General features: G+C 46.1%; 16 protein-coding genes. 6 read left to right on the top strand and 10 right to left on the bottom strand.

Annotated elements, in window-relative coordinates:
• Positions 1-162 precede the first annotated feature (162 nt).
• The 5 genes from AC1XUF_RS19130 to AC1XUF_RS19110 all read left to right on the top strand — a co-directional run bounded on the left by AC1XUF_RS19130 (position 163) and on the right by AC1XUF_RS19110 (position 8,335).
• Positions 163-1,947, top strand: a complete 1,785-nt coding sequence (locus AC1XUF_RS19130) for a type VI secretion system baseplate subunit TssF (RefSeq protein WP_483343425.1) — start codon at positions 163-165, stop codon at positions 1,945-1,947.
• 9 nt (positions 1,948-1,956) lie between these two features.
• Complete coding sequence (locus AC1XUF_RS19125; protein ID WP_483343424.1) at positions 1,957-2,859, top strand: type VI secretion system baseplate subunit TssG; 903 nt, start codon at positions 1,957-1,959, stop codon at positions 2,857-2,859.
• Positions 2,860-3,031: 172 nt separating this feature from the next.
• Positions 3,032-3,439, top strand: coding sequence for a hypothetical protein (locus AC1XUF_RS19120; RefSeq protein WP_483343603.1), 408 nt, complete (start codon positions 3,032-3,034; stop codon positions 3,437-3,439).
• 135 nt (positions 3,440-3,574) lie between these two features.
• Complete coding sequence (secDF, locus tag AC1XUF_RS19115) at positions 3,575-6,553, top strand: protein translocase subunit SecDF (RefSeq protein WP_483343423.1); 2,979 nt, start codon at positions 3,575-3,577, stop codon at positions 6,551-6,553.
• 129 nt (positions 6,554-6,682) lie between these two features.
• On the top strand, positions 6,683-8,335 hold the full coding sequence (locus AC1XUF_RS19110; RefSeq protein ID WP_483343422.1) for an amino acid permease: 1,653 nt from the start codon (positions 6,683-6,685) through the stop codon (positions 8,333-8,335).
• A gap of 73 nt (positions 8,336-8,408) precedes the next feature.
• Here the strand turns inward: AC1XUF_RS19110 and AC1XUF_RS19105 are convergent, their stop codons facing one another.
• The 9 genes from AC1XUF_RS19105 to recQ all read right to left on the bottom strand — a co-directional run bounded on the left by AC1XUF_RS19105 (position 8,409) and on the right by recQ (position 17,264).
• A complete protein-coding gene (locus tag AC1XUF_RS19105; RefSeq protein ID WP_483343421.1) occupies positions 8,409-8,696 on the bottom strand; it encodes a hypothetical protein in 288 nt (95 codons plus the stop codon).
• A gap of 129 nt (positions 8,697-8,825) precedes the next feature.
• The gene (locus tag AC1XUF_RS19100) at positions 8,826-9,038 is read right to left on the bottom strand and encodes a hypothetical protein (RefSeq protein WP_483343420.1); all 213 of its coding nucleotides are present in this window, start codon (positions 9,036-9,038) and stop codon (positions 8,826-8,828) included.
• A 48-nt stretch (positions 9,039-9,086) separates the two neighbouring features.
• A complete protein-coding gene (locus tag AC1XUF_RS19095) occupies positions 9,087-9,668 on the bottom strand; it encodes a hypothetical protein (protein WP_483343419.1) in 582 nt (193 codons plus the stop codon).
• The gene (locus AC1XUF_RS19090; RefSeq protein ID WP_483343418.1) at positions 9,634-9,807 is read right to left on the bottom strand and encodes a hypothetical protein; all 174 of its coding nucleotides are present in this window, start codon (positions 9,805-9,807) and stop codon (positions 9,634-9,636) included. The genes AC1XUF_RS19095 and AC1XUF_RS19090 overlap by 35 nt, the downstream gene beginning before the upstream one ends.
• 168 nt (positions 9,808-9,975) lie before the next feature.
• Positions 9,976-11,175, bottom strand: a complete 1,200-nt coding sequence (gene lhgO, locus AC1XUF_RS19085; protein WP_483343417.1) for an L-2-hydroxyglutarate oxidase — start codon at positions 11,173-11,175, stop codon at positions 9,976-9,978.
• Between the two features lie 28 nt (positions 11,176-11,203).
• The gene (locus AC1XUF_RS19080) at positions 11,204-12,397 is read right to left on the bottom strand and encodes an anhydro-N-acetylmuramic acid kinase (protein ID WP_483343416.1); all 1,194 of its coding nucleotides are present in this window, start codon (positions 12,395-12,397) and stop codon (positions 11,204-11,206) included.
• A 78-nt stretch (positions 12,398-12,475) separates the two neighbouring features.
• A complete protein-coding gene (locus AC1XUF_RS19075; RefSeq protein ID WP_483343415.1) occupies positions 12,476-13,591 on the bottom strand; it encodes a PSP1 domain-containing protein in 1,116 nt (371 codons plus the stop codon).
• Between the two features lie 118 nt (positions 13,592-13,709).
• On the bottom strand, positions 13,710-14,999 hold the full coding sequence (gene purD / locus AC1XUF_RS19070) for a phosphoribosylamine--glycine ligase (protein WP_483343414.1): 1,290 nt from the start codon (positions 14,997-14,999) through the stop codon (positions 13,710-13,712).
• Between the two features lie 51 nt (positions 15,000-15,050).
• The gene (recQ, locus tag AC1XUF_RS19065; protein ID WP_483343413.1) at positions 15,051-17,264 is read right to left on the bottom strand and encodes a DNA helicase RecQ; all 2,214 of its coding nucleotides are present in this window, start codon (positions 17,262-17,264) and stop codon (positions 15,051-15,053) included.
• A 96-nt stretch (positions 17,265-17,360) separates the two neighbouring features.
• Between recQ and AC1XUF_RS19060 the strand changes: the two genes are divergently transcribed.
• A complete protein-coding gene (locus AC1XUF_RS19060; RefSeq protein ID WP_483343412.1) occupies positions 17,361-18,335 on the top strand; it encodes a KpsF/GutQ family sugar-phosphate isomerase in 975 nt (324 codons plus the stop codon).
• A gap of 67 nt (positions 18,336-18,402) precedes the next feature.
• On the opposite strand, the gene AC1XUF_RS19055 is transcribed toward AC1XUF_RS19060, so the two are convergent.
• Entirely contained in the window at positions 18,403-18,879 is a 477-nt protein-coding gene (locus tag AC1XUF_RS19055; protein WP_483343411.1) for a DUF4293 domain-containing protein, read from the bottom strand.
• Between the last annotated feature and the right edge of the window lie 43 nt (positions 18,880-18,922).

Genomic DNA, 18,922 nt, shown 5'->3' with positions numbered 1-18,922 from the left:
AAGCATGCCTTTTGGCATACTGAGCGAAGTCGAAGCAAGCCACTGGCTGGGCACAATGCAAAAAAGGCATCCTGCCGAGGCAGAAACGTGCTTCGACTTCGCTCAGCATGACAAAGGGTTCTTAGTGTGAGACAGTAACATCTGACTATTACCTGACTACTTATGAATCAACCACTCTATTCCAAAGAAAATATATCCAGGCGTTTGTTAAAACGTTCCGCCGAGCTATGGGGCTACGACGAATCGCACCTGGACCAGTTCGACCCGCTGGTCAAACTCCTGATCGAAGCCTGCTCAGTAGAGTTTGAAAAAGTGGGACAGGAAATTCAGGGTACCGAGCTTCGGCTGATGATGCGGCTGGCGGAAATCCTTTCTCCACAAACCCGGAACGCCCCCAAACCAGCCCATGCAGTAGTGCAGGCACGTTCACTGGAACCGCTCGGATGGGTTGAGCCAGAAACGCAATTGGTTTGCAAACGCAATGTGGTGCGGAAAGGCGAGCCTTCTGAGATCTTCTTTTCGCCCGCTGCCCGCTACCCGATCGTGAATGCGGCCATCGTCCATTATGTGACACCCCATGCAATTTACGGCATTGAAAAAGGCGCGCGAACGCTGGTAGCCAGTGGACGGCCGCAACCCGGAGCGGATCAAAATCTTTGGGTAGGTCTGGAAGTGGATCCAGGCATTACTTCGTGGAGAGGTTTCCGTTTCTTTTTTGATTGGATCAATGACCCGGGCATTTTCAGGTACCAGGAGTTCTTGCCGCTGACGATTTGGGAAGGAAACCAGCAACCATTGGAACACGCTATTGGATTGCAGGAAGATGGGGCGATTAGCGATGAGCTGGTGTATGATAACAGCTTTATAAGCATCAGTAACTCCGATTCCTGGGAAAAGGGCAAGATCAAAACGGAAGCTTATCCGGCGGAATTCGAAAGGATTTTCGACAACCGGACGCTGCAAATGCTCAAAAAGCAACTGGTTTGGATCAAGGTGAAATGGCCTGATGCCTTTCCGGCCGCTGGTTTTGAAAATATGACTGTCGCTATCAATGCCTTTCCGGTTTTGAACAAGCAATTGCATAAGTTGACCTACCGCCTGCAATCGGGCCTGAATGGCGTTGCGTTGCCTTCGACGGACGCATTTTTGGGAATTAATACGGTGGTCAACCAGAAAAATCAGGTATATGCTCCTTCGGGATCCAATCAAAACGGCGGAGAGGATAACGGTGGACAGGTATTTACCCTCCGCCAGCAAGGGGTTGGCAGGTTCGACCAGCGAAATGCGAAGGCGGTTCTTTACCAATTGATGGAATTGCTTCGTGACGAGGTAACCGCTTTCAATGCGATCGGTGAGGATTTTCTGGCGCCCTTATTAAGGGAAATCGGCCAGAATATGGCCCGGATAGAGCAGAAGCTGGGAGCGAAGAAGGCCAGTGAAACCACCGCGCAGCCTTTTCTGGTGATCAAAGGCGAGAAAAACCCGGATGTACTTTTTGTTTCTTATTGGACCACGTTGTCGGAATCGGCCAATGGGCTTCCCGCCGGGACGAAGCTGCAATCGTATGCCGCAACGGGCATCAGTAACTCGGATATGGTGCTGCTGACGCGCACGTCGGGAGGCAAACCCAAGCCGGATGAAACGGAATATGTGCAGGAGCTTCGGAAAAATATCATTACCAGGAATAGACTCGTAACGCTGGAAGATATCAAGACTTTCTGTTTCTCTGAATTGGGCGACAGGCTTAAAGGCGTTCAGGTGAAACCGGGTTTCGTAAAGGGCACGATGCCCGGTCAGGGTTTTGTGCGCTGTTTGTCGGTGTTGCTTACACCTTCGTTTGCTGCTGGTAATCAGTCCGATTGGGCTAACTCCTGCCAGCTTTTGCAATTGAAGATCCAGAAACTTTCGACCGGGATGTATCCGGTGCAGGTGCTAACCGCTAATTAAGAAGCTCAAATGATAGCAGAACAAGCCGCTGATCTCAGGGCGGAGTTTATCGCAAGTTCCTGGCTGGAAGACGGGCTGTCTGCCGGTGATATCCTGTTTCGTTCGCTCGGTTCGTTCAAGCGGCGTAGCCACCAGGATGTGGAAGCGGTGACGGAAAGCGAAGTTGGGAACTTCAAAGGACAGGTTATTGAGTCCAACCGCAGCGGAATTTATGATTATTTGCCCGAGCAGCTTTTCCATTTACCTTCTTCCAATTCGATCAATACTTTAAAAAACAAGGTTGACGAAATCAGGTTACAGCGGGAAAAGGAGCGGAAATCCAGGATTTTTTTCCTGCCATTGGAGCAGGAATTTTTTCTGAACCGGGTTAGTCTCATGCAGCTTGAACAACGTGCATTTGAGCTGGCCCCGGATTCGTATTTGCTGGAAGAGCTGAAAAGTTTCTGGCAGGTTCCGGAATCGGTACCGCAGGAAATGTTTGCAAAATTGCTCCCGGTATTGCCTTTTGTGTCCGAAACCCGGGGAGATATGGAGATGGCCAGCGAAGTTTTGTCTTTGGTACTGAATTTTCCGGTGGAGATCAAAAGCATTTTTGGTAAAAAATATAAACTCGATTCCGAAGCGCGATTAACGGATTCCAGGCTTGGCATGGATACCATGTTCGGCGGCGAAATTGAAACTTATCAGGCCGAGTTGCTGATAGAAATACAATTGGCGACACAAGGGGAGTTGGAAGCTTGTATTCAAAATACTGATTTTCATGCACTTACTAATTGGCTGGCCGGCTGGTTTATTCCTGCGGAATGTGATTACAGCATTGTATTGAAACTGGATCCGGCAGCATCGGTTTTACAATTAGCCGATGAAAATACCATTGCGCCGAGGCTGGGTTATGCCAGGCTGGTCGGGTAGCTATTGTTTCGGTTAATAGGTCGTAGCACCATTTGCACATATTATTTACCTGAAAATGCATGGAAGGCGAAATAATGTTTGAATGTTTATATCGTTTCGTGTAAAAAAAATAGTTTGCGATTCTGATTTTTTAAAACAAAATTTGCGGCTTCAACTGGACAGGTATTTGAAAGTGAAAACAGTAAGGCGCTCCTCAGCAGGGGTTATCAACCAGACAATCAGCTTAATGCTCGCCGTCATGCTTTTGATGGTAGCAGGAGCGCGTTTCTGGTCTGATCATGCTGACACTGTTCAGCAATTCGCTTCCAAAACAAAGGAACTTAGCAAAGACCTTTCTAAAAAGCAAGCTGCCCAATCCACTGATTCCAATCAGGCCAGAGTAAGTACGCTGTCGCTCGACGCGGTGATTACGCCGGCCATCTCTTTCGATTTTTCTCATTACTTCTATTTTGTACCTCAACCGGCCTGGCAGTTCATCGTCAGCAAAGCGGTGGTCCGGTTTACTTTTGAGGAGCCCTTTTTTCTGGTCTCCTATTTTCACCGTATTTTCGGAAGGTTTGTAGTCACCAACGCCCCCTGACCCTTGCTGCGGCAAGGTTTCCCGGCTTTTGCCAGCTCCCCCAATAATCTTTTTGTAACGAATCGCTGCCTGATTCCAGGCAGGTTCAATCTGTATTTCTGTCAGCATATCAGTTTAATTTTTTCATAAAATACAATGACCAACAAAAATGGAATAATAGGGTTAACCATTGTGATTGCCCTTATTAGCGTCTATTATCTCTCCTTCACTTTCGTTTCCAGAAATTTCAAAAGCAAGGCAGCCGCTTATGCGACTGATGCAAAAGGCGAGGTAGATGTAGCCAAAAAACAACATTACATCGATTCACTCTGGCGTGAAGATGTGTATTTGGGACATACCTTGCAGGAAGTGACAGAGCGCGAGCTGAACCTTGGGCTTGACCTTCAAGGCGGTATGCACGTGGTTCTGGAAGTTGCTCCTGCTGATATCCTGAAAGGAATGGCCGGAGGAAACGCACGTAGCGCGGCTTTCCAAACTGCATTAAAGAAAGCTGGCGAAGATAAGTCTGCCAGCAACAGCGGCTTTATCAATCGTTTTGTGGCTGCTTACAAAGAAGCGGCGCCCAATTCCAGCCTGGCTTCGGTATTTGCGACCAGCGCCAACCGCGGCAAGATCAGTAGCAATTCTTCTGACGCTCAGGTAATTAAAATGTTGAACACGGAGATCGACGGTTCTATCGACCGAGCATTTCAGATCACACAAGCCCGTATCGATAAATTCGGCGTAACCAACCCAAACATTCAGCGCCTGCCTGGACAGAACCGTGTACTGGTGGAACTTCCGGGAGTGGATAACCCTGAGCGTGTACGTCGTTTGTTGTCGGGAGCTGCGAAACTGGAATTTGCTGAGGTATACCTGACCAATGAATTGGGCGCAGGCCTGGAAGGTTTGGGTAAATATCTGACGAAACAAGCTGAAATCGAGAAAGCGGCTGCTAAACCGGCTGCTGCAACTGCAAAAGTTGATACTACCAAAAAATCTACAACTGGCGGGCTGGCTGAGCAGCTTGCTCAGAAAAGTGCTGCTGATTCTACGCAGTCGGATTCATCCAAAGTGGCGGCGCAAACTGCGGCATTGACCAGCCTGTTTGTTCCAATGCCGCAAGGCCTGGGTGTTTATTTGAAAGATACCGCCCGTGCTGCAGAAATTCTTCGCCGCCCTGAGGTTCGGTCATTGTTCCCGGCCGACCTGGTTTTCATGTGGGACCGCAAAGGGACGGAAGCCGGTGCTAACCAATTGATCCTGCCTCTGTATTTTATCAAAAAGCAAAATGGCGAAGCTGCCATGGAGGGCGACGTGATTGTGGATGCAACGCATGATTACGACGACCGTGGCCGTCCGGAAGTGACGATGCGTATGAACGGCGAAGGTGCCCGCAAGTGGCGCTCACTTACGGCCCGCAGCATTGGTCGCCCGGTAGCGATCATCATTGATAACCTGGTTTACACTGCGCCGACTGTACAAGGCGAGATTCCGAACGGTAACTCAAGCATCACAGGTAGCTTTACGGTTGAAGAAACAAAGGATATGTCCAACGTGTTGAAAGCGGGTAAGTTGCCAGCTCCGACACACATTGTGGAAGAGGCGGTAGTAGGTTCAACTTTGGGTGCTGAGGCCATCAGCGACGGACTTTGGTCGTCTGCAATCGGTCTGCTGATCGTATTGGTGTTTATGGTGGCTTACTACAACAAGGCCGGTTGGATCGCTGATATCGCGCTTTTGATCAACTTGTTCTTCCTTTTGGGAGTGATGGCATCTTTGGGAGCGGTTCTGACGCTGTCCGGTATTGCGGGTATCGTTCTCTCGATCGGTATGGCCGTGGATGCGAACGTACTGATTTATGAAAGTATCAAGGTTGAAATTGAGGCGGGGAAACCTTTCGCTCAGGCGATCAGGGACGGGTTCAAACATTCTTTAACTGCGATCATCGACTCCAATGTTACGACCTTGTTGACAGGTATCATCCTTTACACTTTTGGGACCGGACTTGTATTGGGTTTCGCCACGACGCTGGTATTGGGTTTGTTAACTTCCCTGTTCAGCGCGATTTTCATCACTCGTCTGTTGCTTGAAAACCAGATTAAAAAAGGAAAGGTATTCAATTTCTATACGGGTCTGACCAAAAACTGGTTCAAAGACAACCACTTCGATTTTGTATCGCAGCGCCGCCGTTTTTACGTAATTTCTTCCATCATCATTGCGATTGGAATCGGGTCGTTCATTTTTAAAGGCTTTGGTCTGGGGATCGATTTCAAAGGTGGCCGTTCTTACGTAGTCCGCTTTCAGGATAAAGTGGACGCTGACCAGCTTCGTACCGATATGGATGAAGTGTTAGGTTCGGCAACCGAGGTGAAGACCTTTGGCGGCCAGGACCAGGTTAAAATCACTACGGCGTACCTGATCGAAGAAACTACGCCTGAAGCAGATCAGAAAGCTGAGGCGAAGGTTTTAGAAGCCACTAAGAAGATCGCGAATAACCCTGCTAAGATCGTAAGCTCAAATAAAGTGGGGCCAACGATGGCGAAAGATACTTTATGGTCAGCGGTTTATGCGGTGCTTCTTGCATTGGCAGCAAACTTCATCTATATCCTGATCCGGTTTAAAAGAGTGGCGTTCAGCTACGGTGCTGTGATGTCCCTTTTGCATGACGTGGTGATTATCCTTGCCATCTTCTCTCTTTTTAACGGCTGGTTGCCATGGTCGTTGGACATCGACCAAGCTTTTATTGGGGCGATCCTGACGATGATTGGTTACTCGATGAACGATACCGTCGTTATTTATGACCGTATCCGCGATTACCTGGCAGACGACAAAGCACGCGGCCAAAGCCTTTCAGTAGTTATTAATAACGCTTTGAACAGTACGTTGAGCCGTACTGCGGTAACCGGTATCTCGGTGATCCTGGTGTTGATCGTCCTGATGATTTTCGGAGGGGCGGTAATCCGCGGATTTACGTTCTGTATGTTGCTGGGTGTGATCGTGGGAACGTATTCGTCACTGTTCGTAGCGGCACCCATTGTGGTTGACTTGCTGCAACGCGAGAAGAAAAAAGAGCCTGCACTGACGGTTGTAGATCCTGCAGCACCGGCGGCTTCGAAGAAAGTAAAAGCCTAAGGAACAAGAATAAAAAAAGGGTGAGCTTTGTGCTCTCCCTTTTTTTATTTTGTCCAGATACGTATTTAGCAAATTTTTCTTTTAGTTTTATAGGTCTTTCAAAATCCTCATAACACCAACTCAGTATTTATGGCAAGTCAAATTTGGATTAAAAAACCTCTTGATAAATTAATGCAAGAGTCCTCAGGTGAAGGAAACCAGTTAAAGCGTACCCTGGGTCCTGGTAGTCTGATTGCACTCGGGATCGGAGCGATCATCGGTGCCGGGCTATTTTCCATTACAGGAGGGGCAGCAGCCAATCAGGCTGGTCCTGCAATTACCATTTCCTTTATCGTAGCGGCTTTGGGCTGTGCTTTTGCAGGTTTGTGCTACGCTGAGTTTGCTTCGATGATTCCTGTTGCAGGAAGTGCATATACTTACTCTTATGCAACCATGGGCGAATTTATCGCCTGGATCATCGGCTGGGACTTGGTGCTTGAATACGCGGTGGGTGCGGCAACAGTAAGTATTAGTTGGAGTAGATATTTAGTCAAGTTTTGTGAAGGATTTGATGTGCATTTACCCACGGCACTCACAGTTGGTCCGTGGGACGGAGGTATCATCAATTTGCCGGCTATTTTTATCGTAATCCTGATGAGCTTGCTTCTGATGAAAGGCACAGAAGAAAGCGCGAAAGTCAATGCAGTGATCGTAGGATTAAAGGTGATTGTAGTGATTATTTTCATTACCCTTGGCTGGAAATACATCAATGATTCGAACTATGTACCTTACATTCCTGAAAACACAGGCACATTCGGGGAATATGGATTTAGCGGGATCGTTAGGGCTGCGGCCATTGTGTTCTTCGCTTATATTGGTTTCGACGCGGTAAGTACTGCGGCCCAGGAAGCTAAAAACCCTAAAAAGGACATGCCGATCGGGATTTTGGGCTCGCTTGTGATTTGTACTATTCTTTACATTCTTTTTGCCCACGTGATGACGGGGGTTACCAATTATACTGCTTTTAAAGGACAGGACGGTATTGCGCCGGTTGCTGTTGCGATCGAGCACATGGGAAGCGCGGATGCATCGGGAGTGATCCATCCGGATTATCCCTGGCTGAACAGGGCTATTATTGTAGCGATCCTTGGCGGATATGCGTCGGTGATCCTGGTGATGTTATTGGGCCAGAGCCGTGTATTTTTCAGTATGAGTAAAGATGGACTTTTGCCACGTGTATTCTCAAGCGTTCATCCGAAGTATCAGACTCCGGTGAAGAGCAATGCGATGTTCCTTGTTTTCGTAAGTCTTTTCGCTGCTTTTGTTCCTGCGAGAGTGGTGGGTGAAATGACCAGTATCGGAACGTTATTCGCCTTTATCCTGGTTTGCGTTGGTATCATGGTCATGCGTAAAAAGATGCCTGATGTAGTCCGTCCGTTTAGAACGCCACTGGTGCCGCTGGTACCGATCCTAGGCGTGGCGACGTGCTTTTTCATGATGGCTTTTCTTCCATTGGATACCTGGATCCGGCTTTTTGTGTGGATGATCATTGGCTTTGATGTGTATCTCTGGTACGGTATCAAAAACAGTTTCCTATCCGACCGACTGCCTGCTTCTGTTTTAAAGGGAAGTAGAATCGTCGCGCAGGTAGGCCTGGCGCTGGCTGTGGGGCTGGGTATCATTGCTTTTGCCCATCACGTGCAGACCGATGGTGAGGATGTTGGGATCTACTACTTTTCGTTGATTTTCGCTGTCATCCATTTGGTTACATTCGGGATGGCGTCGATTAAAAAAGCAGTATAATAATAGAGCTTTTCAAACGAAACCGAGGTTATCCCGTCTAATCGGAATAACCTCGGTTTCGTTTGAATGCTAATCAATAAAATCCTGGCGTAATGCGATGATTGTTTTCATTGAGTTTGGAAAGCAATGTGGCCGCCCTGAGTTGATTGGCAATGTCTACCCGCATTTTCGGAGTAACATTTTCCAAATCCTTTGCAAAAAGAGACGCTTCGACAAGCGAGTTCATGGAACCGATGATTTCCGAGCAGCTATCCGTTTGAAAAAACTCCCTGACATCTTGCAGCAACGCTTGTTCACTCTGCGAAAGATTCGTTTTCGAATTGTTGGCCGCATTGTTTGTTGAATTCTGAAATGTGTTCATACATTTACGAAAGTTTGATTGTTAAATTGATTAAACTGGCCCGGGTGTTGAAGTTTGGTCACAGAAGCATCCGGGTTTTTTCTTTGCATATTCTAGTCGAGTTTTCCGACTAATTTCGGGTAAAAAAATTTATTTTGGTGTAAAAGTGACTACCGTCTGAACATCTACGTTCCCAAATTCTGTTAGTATCTCCTTCATTCTTTTTTCAGAAATCCCTTGCTGATAAGTGTAGTCTTTCCAAGCACTTGTAAATTTTCCCTTCTTAATATCAGGCGCCAAGCTAGGATAAATGCTCTTACACCACCACTCAAAGGCTTCTGTAACAGAAGCAAACTTTTTCATTCCTCAAATATACAAATTAGTCCGAAATTCCGACAAGTTTTTTTGGAATCATTTACATTCAATTCGGCACTCAAGAGAAGGCGGATACCCTTTTGAAATCAACTCATCTCTGATTTCAAATGCAGTAAGCTTTATCTGTTCTAGTTTTGAGCAGGTATTGGGTACCAGTAGCATCATATCAAACTTATCGCCACTCCACATATTTGATCCGCTGATAGCAATCCTGGTAACCTTCTTGCTTATTAACCTGCAACATTCCGTATACCAGCGAGCAAATGTGATTTTTCTGTTTCGTTGCCTGCCATCCGTTGTATCGTACATCACCAACATCGATCTTTCAGGATACATGTCGATGACATGGCATAGTATCTGGAAGACCGTTGCTTTAATTTTTGCGTCATACTTGTCCACAAAAAAACCTTTGGATTGGCTGATTCGCTTTAATCCAAAGGTTACAATGTCATCTTTTACTAGCGGATACTCTTTGAAATAGGCCGAAGCATCTGCGAAATAGCAGGAATAATAAAAGCCAGATTCAGTTTGAAAAAAGTATTCTTTGTCACCGCCTTGATATTCGACGGTGTAATCATAGGCCTTAAACGAACCTAACTCCTCTGGCATGTAATTCATCCCTGGTTATTTTTCCGTCATAGAACAGATTAATAGATTCTTGATCCGCTCTTACTTTTTCAATGAAGCGGGTCAATCGATCCTCTTTTTTTGCACCATTAGCAGCTTCTGCCACAGGTGCTTTTGCCGTTTTGTTCATGGTTTTTTGGTTTCGATTTTAACTTTTTTGAACGTAGTAATGAGCGACAAGTCTTTTCAGGGAACTTATCAGCGTGAATAAAAGTAGAGAGAAAAATTTAATTTTCGAAACTGGGTATTAAATTCAATTCCCCGTGGCTTAAGCCGGGGTGGGGAAACCCACCAAGAATCAAACCCTCGCCAAAACCCGCTCTGAAACCGTTTGCCCAATCGACAACGAAGAAGTCGCCGCCGGCGAAGGTGCATTGCAAACGTTAATAGCCGTTTTATTCTCGATAATTGAAAAATCATCCAATAACCCGCCATCATAATCGCAAGCTTGCGCGCGAACGCCCGAGCCACCAGGAACCAGATCCTCACTTTGAATCTCGGGAATAAGCCCCTGTAATGCTTTCGTAAAAGCAGCTTTGGAAAAAGAGCGGTAGTATTCTCCCATGCCGGTTTTCCAATATTTCATGGCCACTTTCCTGAATCCAGGCCAGGCCAGGGATTCCATCAGTTCAGGGAAATTGATGTCCAGCTTGTCGTAACCCTCGCGTTTAAAAGCAAAAACAGCATTGGGCCCGGCTTCAATGCCGCCTTCAATCATTCTTGTAAAATGAACGCCAAGGAAAGGGAAATTGGGGTCTGGAACAGGGTAAATCAGATTTTTGACCAAATGATGTTTTTCGGGCTTAATCTTGTAGTACTCGCCTCGGAAAGGAATGATCCTCACTTTAATATTTTCAGGCTGAGTTAATTGGGCAACTTTGTCAGAATAAAGCCCGGCGCAGTTTACTACCAATCGCGTTTCAAACAGCTTACCGGTTGCCGAAACGACTTCTGAGTGCGTGTTGCGGCTTTTGATATCAATGATCCTTTCGCCAAAAAGTATTTCGCCATCCAATCGTCTGAGGCATTCGGCGTATTTTTCGCAAACCGTTTTATAATCGATGATTCCGGTGTAGGGTACCCAAATGCCTTCCAAACCATGCACATGCGGTTCAATTTCACGGATTTCGGATTGGGAAATCATCCTGTTTTCTGTTAATCCGTTTTGCATGCCTCTGTCATACAGATTTTTAAGCAAAGGCCTTTGGTCTTCGGAGGTAGCGACGACAATTTTCCCGCATAGATCATAATGTACGTTTTCGCGGTTGCAGAAATCGATCAGCATCTTATAGCCCCGAATGCAATTGGTGGCTTTTAGGCTACCAGGTTTATAGTAAAGACCGGAGTGGATTACGCCGCTGTTGTGGCCGGTTTGGTGTTTGGCTACTTCGTTTTCCTTTTCAAGGAGGAGGACTTTCAGAGAAGGTTTCTGCTCTTTAATGCGAAGTGCTGTGGCCAAGCCCACAATGCCGCCGCCGATGATGGTAATGTCGTACATGCTTCAAAAATACTGTAAGTTATGTTTTCTAGCCCGGAAAAGAAACCTTTCCCATACTCACACCAGGGACCCCTTCTTTTCCGCCAAAAAATGATTGTGTTCCTGCAATTGTTTCATTGGCCAGCACGGCGAATAAAACGGCTTCCTTGGCATCTCCGGCGACACCAAGCTCGTCAATCAATGCAACTGGAGCATTCAGGTTTTTACGAATCTTTTCCATCAATACCGAATTATGGGCGCCGCCGCCGCTTGCGTAGATCGTGTAAGTTTCGCCGGAATTCATTACAGTTTTAATGGCGTCCGAAATGGTATCCGCGCTTAATTGGGTGAGTGTCGCGATGATATCGTGGCGGGAAAGGGATGTTAACCTCGATTTCTGGATTGCCGCCTCCGTATATTCAAAATTGAACACTTCCGGGCCAGTTGTTTTTGGAAAAGGCAGCTTAAAAAAAGCCAGCGACTTTAGTTCTTCCAACAATGGTAGGCTCACATTTCCGCTCGCGGCAATTTCGCCGTCCTTATCGTAAGGTTTGTGGAAAAATCTTCTTGTATATGCGTCCAGTAGCGTATTTCCAGGGCCTGTGTCTGTCGTGAAAACAAGGTTTGGATCCAGGTTTCCAGGCAAAAAAGTAAAGTTGGCGATGCCTCCCATGTTCAGCAGGATCCTGTTTTCTCCTCTTTTTGAAAAAAGAAAATAATCACCATACACTGCCAATGGTGCTCCTTCTCCTCCCGCCGCTATGTGTTTCTGGCGAAAATCGCTGATGGTTATGACGTTGGTTTTGACAGCGATATGGTCGCCGTCGCCGATCTGTAATGTGGCATTCGGGAAATCAGGAAGTTTGTGCTGCTTTTTGGGTGCGTGAAAAACGGTTTGCCCATGACTTGCTATCAGATCAACTTCATTGGCTGCCATGTTCCATTCTTTCAGGCAGTCCAGGATCATTTGCCCATGCGTGGTGCCGATATATGGGTTAAGCAAGCAAAGCTGCTGAAAGTCGATCTCACGTTTGGCGAAAATTTTCCTGATTTCGACGCGGAAGCTATCCTGGTAAGGCACCGTGGCGAATTTGTCCAGTGTGAGCACGGTATCCGAGCCACTGCCTTCGATCCTGCAAAGTGCCACGTCAAGCCCGTCTAGAGAGGTACCAGACATCAAACCAATGATTGTCCTGGTTTGGGCATTGGCGATAGCATTAAGCTTTTCAATGAATTTTTTCATAAACCAATGATCGTAAAAAAAGAAGCCAAGTTTATAAAAACCTGACTTCCGTACAACGTTAGTATGATCGCTAACTTCTCAGCTTTTCGGGGTAGCCGAAGCTTGTGGCTTACCTTGGTTACCCTGATTATTAGGATTGTTCGGGTTATTCTTATTTTTTCCAGACCTGTTTTTCTTCTTTTTCTTCTTCTTCTGTTCCTCGCTGTATTTTTTGTCTAGATTTTCCAGATCGCTGTTGATTTTTCCAGGTGCTCTGTCAAGGCTTCTCTCAGGCTCCGGAGTAAGGATTTCCAGCGATTCGGGAATGATATTGTTTTTGTTCAGTTCTATGATTTCCAGCACCTTATCAATAGCCACAGGATACCAGTTGGTGTCTTTGTCAAAACCAAACCACATGATCTTTTTGAAGATATCGGTCTTTTGCAGCGTCGCAATACCCTTTTTGGTTTTCAGAGGAGCGTCTACTGTCGGGATATCCCGCAAAGCGTCGATGTAAGTTTCCAACTCGTAATTAAGGCAGCATTTGAGCCTTCCGCATTGGCCCGAAAGTTTGGCGGGATTGAGCGAAAGGTTTTGATAGCGTGCCGCCGAAGTTGAGATATTCTTGAAATCGGTCAGCCAGGTAGAGCAACACAATTCGCGGCCACAAGATCCCAATCCACCCAGGCGGCTGGCTTCCTGGCGCAGGCTGATCTGGCGCATTTCAATCCGTACCTTAAATTCCGAAGCCAATGATTTGATCAGCTCGCGAAAATCGACGCGTTCTTCCGACGAATAGTAGAAGGTAGTCTTGGTATTGTCTGATTGGAATTCCACATCGGAAAGCTTCATATTCAGCTTCATTTCCCGGATAATTTCCCTTGTGCGGTAAAGCGTGGGCATTTCACGGGCGATCGCCTGCGTATGCTTGTCGAGGTCTTTTTCGGAAGCTACGCGGTAAACCACGTGCATGTCGTCACTGATGACCACGTTCTTACGTTTCATTTGAAGCCTTACCAGTTCTCCCTGAAGAGAAACAGTACCGATATGCTGTCCGGAGGCCATTTCACAAACGACGTAATCGCCTGTGACGAATTCCAGTTGATTGATATTGCGGAAATATTCTTTTCTTCCACCTTTAAATTTGACTTCGACAACATCAAAACGCTGTCCCGACGGCACATCCATATGACTGAGCCAGTCGAATACATTCATCTTGTTGCATCCGCCCGTTCCGCAATTTCCTTTGCTTCCACATCCCGCTGCTGCCGATCCATTAGTACCGCAGCCCCCGGATGTACATGATCCACATCCCATAATTAGCTCCCCTTCATCAATCGTTATAACGAATTAAATCCACACCTATATCGTGACGAAAGTATTTCCCCTCAAACTGAACGGCCTGTGCAGCGCGTTGCGACTTATGAACTGCGTTTTCAAGAGAATTGGCCAGGCCAGTCAACACCATTACCCGGCCACCGTTCGTCACGACTTCAGTATTTCCATTAAAAGTAGTGCCAGCATGAAACAAATGCACGTCTTCTACTTTATCACTTCCTGAAATCACCTTTCCTTTTTCAAAATCTCCGGGATAGCCGCCTGATACCACTACCGTAGTAACGGCTATTTGGGGAGAAATGTGCATTTCGAAATCGTTCAGTGTTCCTTTGGCCGTAGAGGCCATTAGCATTGCCAAATCAGACTGGATTCGCGGAATCACCACTTCGGTTTCCGGATCGCCCATCCGAACATTGTATTCGATCACGTAAGGTTCACCTTTTATATTCATTAATCCTATAAAAATGAAACCTACATATTTGATACCCTCACTTTTTAGGCCGGCCAGAGTCGGTTTGACCACTTTTTCATCAACTTTCCGCAAAAAATTAGCATCGGCAAAAATAACGGGCGATACTGCGCCCATACCGCCGGTGTTCAGGCCGGTATCGTTTTCTCCAATGCGTTTGTAATCTTTGGCTTCGGGTAAAATTTTGTAATGCTCTCCGTCAGTTAAAACAAAAACAGACAATTCCACACCTTTTAAAAACTGCTCTATCACAACTTTATTCCCTGCATTTCCAAACTTGCCATCCAGCAGCATTTCTTTCAATGCGATCTCGGCTTCTGCATGTTTTTCAGCGATGATAACGCCTTTTCCCGCCGCAAGTCCGTCGGCTTTCAATACGATGGGAAGTGAATGTGCTTCCAGATATTCCAACCCAATTTCAAGTGTTTCGGCAGTAAAAGTCCGTGAAGCTGCGGTGGGTATACCGTACTTCTGCATGAATTGCTTGGAGAAGTCTTTACTTCCTTCCAACTGTGCCCCGGCTTTGTTGGGGCCTATGATCTTTACTTTCGATAAATCTGGTCTTGATTCAAAATAATCGACGATGCCATTTACCAGGGGCTCTTCCGGCCCCACGATCACCAGCTCGATACTATTATGTATGATCGCACTGGCAATTGAATCAAAATCATTGTAAGAAATAGAAAGGTTCGTTGCTACACCCGCAGTGCCCGCGTTGCCGGGAGCTACAAATAATGTGTCACAAAGAGGACTTTGGGCAATTTTCCAGGCAAAGGCATGCTCTCTCCCGCCTGATCCCAATATAAGTATGTTCATAAACTGGTTAAAAAAATCCGCTGACATCCGCGGATATGATCTGTAAGGGTTTTAGTTTGCGAGTTCAGATAAAAATTTGATGCGCATCAGTCTTAACTCTTCTTCGCTGATCTCGTCATTCGCAAATTCGTCCAATGCTACGGCAATGTTGTCGGTTTCCGCAGTCATAAAATAATCATAAATATCTTGCTGCCTTTCACGGTCGATCACCTGATTGATATAATAATCCAGGTTAAGTTTGGTACCGGAATAGCAAATGTGCTCCACTTCTTCAATGACATCGGCCAGCTCGAGATCTTTCACCTCGGCAATTTCATCCAGGCTTACCTTGCGGTCCACTTGCTGGATAATGAAAATCTTGATCTTGGATTTATTGACAGTCGACTTAATAACGACATCCTTGGCCGTTTCTATCTCATTTTCTTCGACATAACGTGTAATAAGGTCGATAAACTGCCGTCCGAACTTCTGCACCTTGCCCATTCCGACGCCGTTGATCTGCGCCATTTCCTGCTGGGTAGTAGGGTAGGTAGTTGCCATTTCTTCCAACGACGGATCCTGGAAGATCACATACGGGGGCAGGTTTTTTTCCTTGGCTACTTTCTTGCGCAATGCTTTGAGCATTCCCAGTAATGCCTCGTCATAGGCATGTGCGCTGCCGCCTCCGGTGGCCGCATCTTTGTCGTCGTCCTCTGGCTTAACTTCCTCCTCTTCGAAATTATGGTCTTTATGAAGCGTAATCTGGTAAGGATCGTTCAGATATCGCGCTCCTTTTTCACCAAGCTTGATGACACCGTAATTTTCAATGTCTTTTTCCAGGTAATTGAAAATAACAAGCTGGCGGATCGTCGAAATCCAGTAGTCACGGGATTCATTTAATTCCAATCCTTTGCCATAAACTTCCAGCTGGTCATGCTCGTAACTTTTAACATACTGGTTTTCTGTTGCGGTCAGTAAATCTGCAATGTGATCGCCATCAAAGCGTTGCTCGGTTTGTGCAACTGCTTTTAACACCAGGATTACATCCTCCTGAACTTTGCTTTTTTCAGTTGGTTTGATACAGTTATCACAGAAGCCGCAATCTTTTTCAAGATATTCCCCAAAATAGCTCAACAGTTGCCTTCTGCGGCAAACGCCCAGGGTCGAATAGGCAACCATTTCATTCAGCAAATGGCGGGCATTATCCCGTTCGGTCACTGTTTTGTCTTTGTTAAATTTTTCAAGCTTCTGAATATCCTCGTAGCTGTAGAACATCAGACAGTTACCTTCCAGCCCGTCGCGTCCGGCGCGGCCAGTTTCCTGGTAATACCCCTCTAAAGATTTGGGAACATCGTAGTGGATCACAAAACGCACGTCTGGCTTATCAATCCCCATTCCAAAGGCAATGGTAGCGACAATCACGTCTGCTTCTTCGTTCAGGAACGCATCCTGATTGGCCATACGGGTGTTGCTGTCCAGTCCGGCGTGGTACGGTAATGCCCGAACGTCGTTCACATTGAGCAGTTCCGCTACTTCCTCCACCGTTTTACGGCTCAGGCAATACACAATTCCCGACTTGCCTTTGTTATTTCTGATGTATCGGATCAGTTGCTTTTTGACATCCTTTTTAGGTCGGATCTCATAGTACAGGTTCTTGCGGTTGAAAGAAGATTTGAAGGTCTCAGCTTCTTCCATCTGCAGGTTCTTGCGGATATCCTGCTGCACTTTCGGCGTCGCTGTGGCAGTAAGGGCAATGATAGGTAACTGGCCAATGTTTTCAATTATTCCATAAATCCGCCGGTATTCGGGCCTGAAATCGTGGCCCCATTCCGAAATACAATGCGCTTCATCAATGGCGACAAAGGATATGTTTGCTTTTTTAAGAAAATCGAGGTTGTCCTCTTTAGTAAGGGATTCAGGGGCTATGTAAAGCAATTTCAGGCTCCCGTCCAAAGCATCTGTTTTCACACGGGCCATTTCGGCCTTGGTAAGGGTCGAATTGAGAAACTGGGCATTAATGCCAAATGCCGTCAACTGATCGACCTGGTTTTTCATTAATGCAATGAGGGGTGAAATTACGATGGTCAGGCCGTCGCTGACTAGAGCGGGCAGTTGATAGCAAAGTGATTTGCCGGCCCCCGTTGGCATGATTACAAATGTATTTTTACCTAGGAGAATATTCTGAATAATAACTTCTTGCTCCCCTCGAAACTGGCTGTATCCAAATATTTCTTTTAGTTTCTCTTTTAACGTGTCTAAGACAACGTGATCAACCTGCTTTACCATACTCTGTTAACAAAATGGTTATCCCCAAACTTCTTTATCTTTGCTTTTTTTGAAATGAATTTTGACGATTCTATCCCTTTAAACTGTGTTTCAGATTTGAAATTAATAAAAAATATTCAGTCAATAGCAAAAGAAGTAATACGGCAGGAGGCAGAAGCATTGCATAAAATTGTTGAACTGATTGATGATGAATTTGAAAGGTGCGTATATGCTATTTTAAACTCCGGAGGCCGCGTGGTTATTTCAGGTGTAGGCAAGAGCGCTATTGTGGGGCAGAAGATCGTAGCTACCTTAAACTCAACGGGTACGCCCTCTCTTTTTATGCATGCTGCGGATGCAATTCATGGCGATCTGGGCATGATCCAGGATAATGATATCGTGCTTGTGATCTCAAAAAGCGGGGATACTTCCGAGATAAAAGTACTGGTTCCATTACTTAAACGGATCGGTGTGACCATGATAGCCATGGTGAGCAACAAGGAATCTTACCTTGCCAAAAACAGTCAATATATTCTACATGCATATGCGTCGAAAGAGGCTGATCCTCTGAATCTTGCGCCTACTACTAGCACATCTGTGACCATGGCTTTGGGCGACGCGCTGGCTATTTGCCTCCTGGAAGCAAGAGGCTTTACCCATGACGATTTTGCCAAATTTCATCCGGGAGGTTCATTAGGCAAGAGGTTGTATTTGAAAGTATGCGATATATATCCTCATAACGCGCTGCCAATGGTTTCCACTGGTGCCACTTTGCAGGAAGTGATTCTTGAAATGACTTCCAAAAGATTGGGCGCCACTGCGGTAAAAGATGCTGACGATCAAATGATTGGAATTATTACCGACGGAGATTTGCGAAGAATGCTCAAAGAGCACCAGGCAAACCGCATCCTTCATCTTACGGCTGCCGATATTATGACAAAGTCGCCTATATCCGTTTCTCCGGAGGAGTACGCAGTGAATGCATTGGAAATCATGCAGTCCAAAAGTATAACCCAGGTTGTGGTCGTAGAAGAAGGTAAAGTGCTGGGCTTCGTGCATTTGCACGATTTACTGCGGGAAGGGCTGGTTTAATTGTCCAGTTGAGCGGAGCCGAAACGTGCCAAAGAAGTTTCGGCTCCGCTCAACTGGACAATTCTGACTATCTGAATCTTTTCGATTGCTGAACAGTGCGTTCGTCTTTTCTGATAAACCGGTTGGCAAACACATTGGCCAACATTGCTCCCACTAATCCATAAAATCCGATATCGTACTTGCCAGGAAGCGCGGGATCAAACAATTTGGCGGTTTTATAAAAGGTAAAATAGATAACCAAACCCATGATAACGGTCATCAATATAGAATTGACGGCACAAAGCGCCGATTGAAGAACTCGATTACGGAATTGAAAAATGGAATAGGCTGAAATCCCCGCTACCAATATTGCGAGCACTATGAGATAATAAACGGGCTGGACATTGGATTGCACCTCGTTTACCTGGTGGGTCAGTTGAATAGCGGTTAATTCGGCCTTTTGCGTGCCCGTCATGGACACTTTGTTCCAGATCGGAAAAGCGAGAAAGAGCCCCATCCCTACGATTGCTATGGCTAAGAAGATGGTTTGGATTCTTTGTAACATGTCTTAAATGATTATTCTGAAATATTTAACGGGCAAATGTAAC

The sequence above is a fragment of the Dyadobacter sp. HNCC25DJ185 genome (assembly GCF_056895195.1).
This window is presented reverse-complemented; position numbering and strand designations above follow the sequence as displayed.

Coding starts and splice junctions, on each gene's coding strand:
- secDF (WP_483343423.1), top strand. CDS start 3,575: ATGACCAACAAAAATGGAATAATAGGGTTAACCATTGTGATTGCCCTT.
- AC1XUF_RS19055 (WP_483343411.1), bottom strand. CDS start 18,879: ATGTTACAAAGAATCCAAACCATCTTCTTAGCCATAGCAATCGTAGGG.
- lhgO (WP_483343417.1), bottom strand. CDS start 11,175: ATGTACGACATTACCATCATCGGCGGCGGCATTGTGGGCTTGGCCACA.
- AC1XUF_RS19130 (WP_483343425.1), top strand. CDS start 163: ATGAATCAACCACTCTATTCCAAAGAAAATATATCCAGGCGTTTGTTA.
- AC1XUF_RS19080 (WP_483343416.1), bottom strand. CDS start 12,397: ATGAAAAAATTCATTGAAAAGCTTAATGCTATCGCCAATGCCCAAACC.
- AC1XUF_RS19075 (WP_483343415.1), bottom strand. CDS start 13,591: ATGAATGTATTCGACTGGCTCAGTCATATGGATGTGCCGTCGGGACAG.
- AC1XUF_RS19095 (WP_483343419.1), bottom strand. CDS start 9,668: ATGAATTACATGCCAGAGGAGTTAGGTTCGTTTAAGGCCTATGATTAC.
- AC1XUF_RS19090 (WP_483343418.1), bottom strand. CDS start 9,807: ATGAACAAAACGGCAAAAGCACCTGTGGCAGAAGCTGCTAATGGTGCA.
- purD (WP_483343414.1), bottom strand. CDS start 14,999: ATGAACATACTTATATTGGGATCAGGCGGGAGAGAGCATGCCTTTGCC.
- recQ (WP_483343413.1), bottom strand. CDS start 17,264: ATGGTAAAGCAGGTTGATCACGTTGTCTTAGACACGTTAAAAGAGAAA.
- AC1XUF_RS19125 (WP_483343424.1), top strand. CDS start 1,957: ATGATAGCAGAACAAGCCGCTGATCTCAGGGCGGAGTTTATCGCAAGT.
- AC1XUF_RS19105 (WP_483343421.1), bottom strand. CDS start 8,696: ATGAACACATTTCAGAATTCAACAAACAATGCGGCCAACAATTCGAAA.
- AC1XUF_RS19110 (WP_483343422.1), top strand. CDS start 6,683: ATGGCAAGTCAAATTTGGATTAAAAAACCTCTTGATAAATTAATGCAA.
- AC1XUF_RS19100 (WP_483343420.1), bottom strand. CDS start 9,038: ATGAAAAAGTTTGCTTCTGTTACAGAAGCCTTTGAGTGGTGGTGTAAG.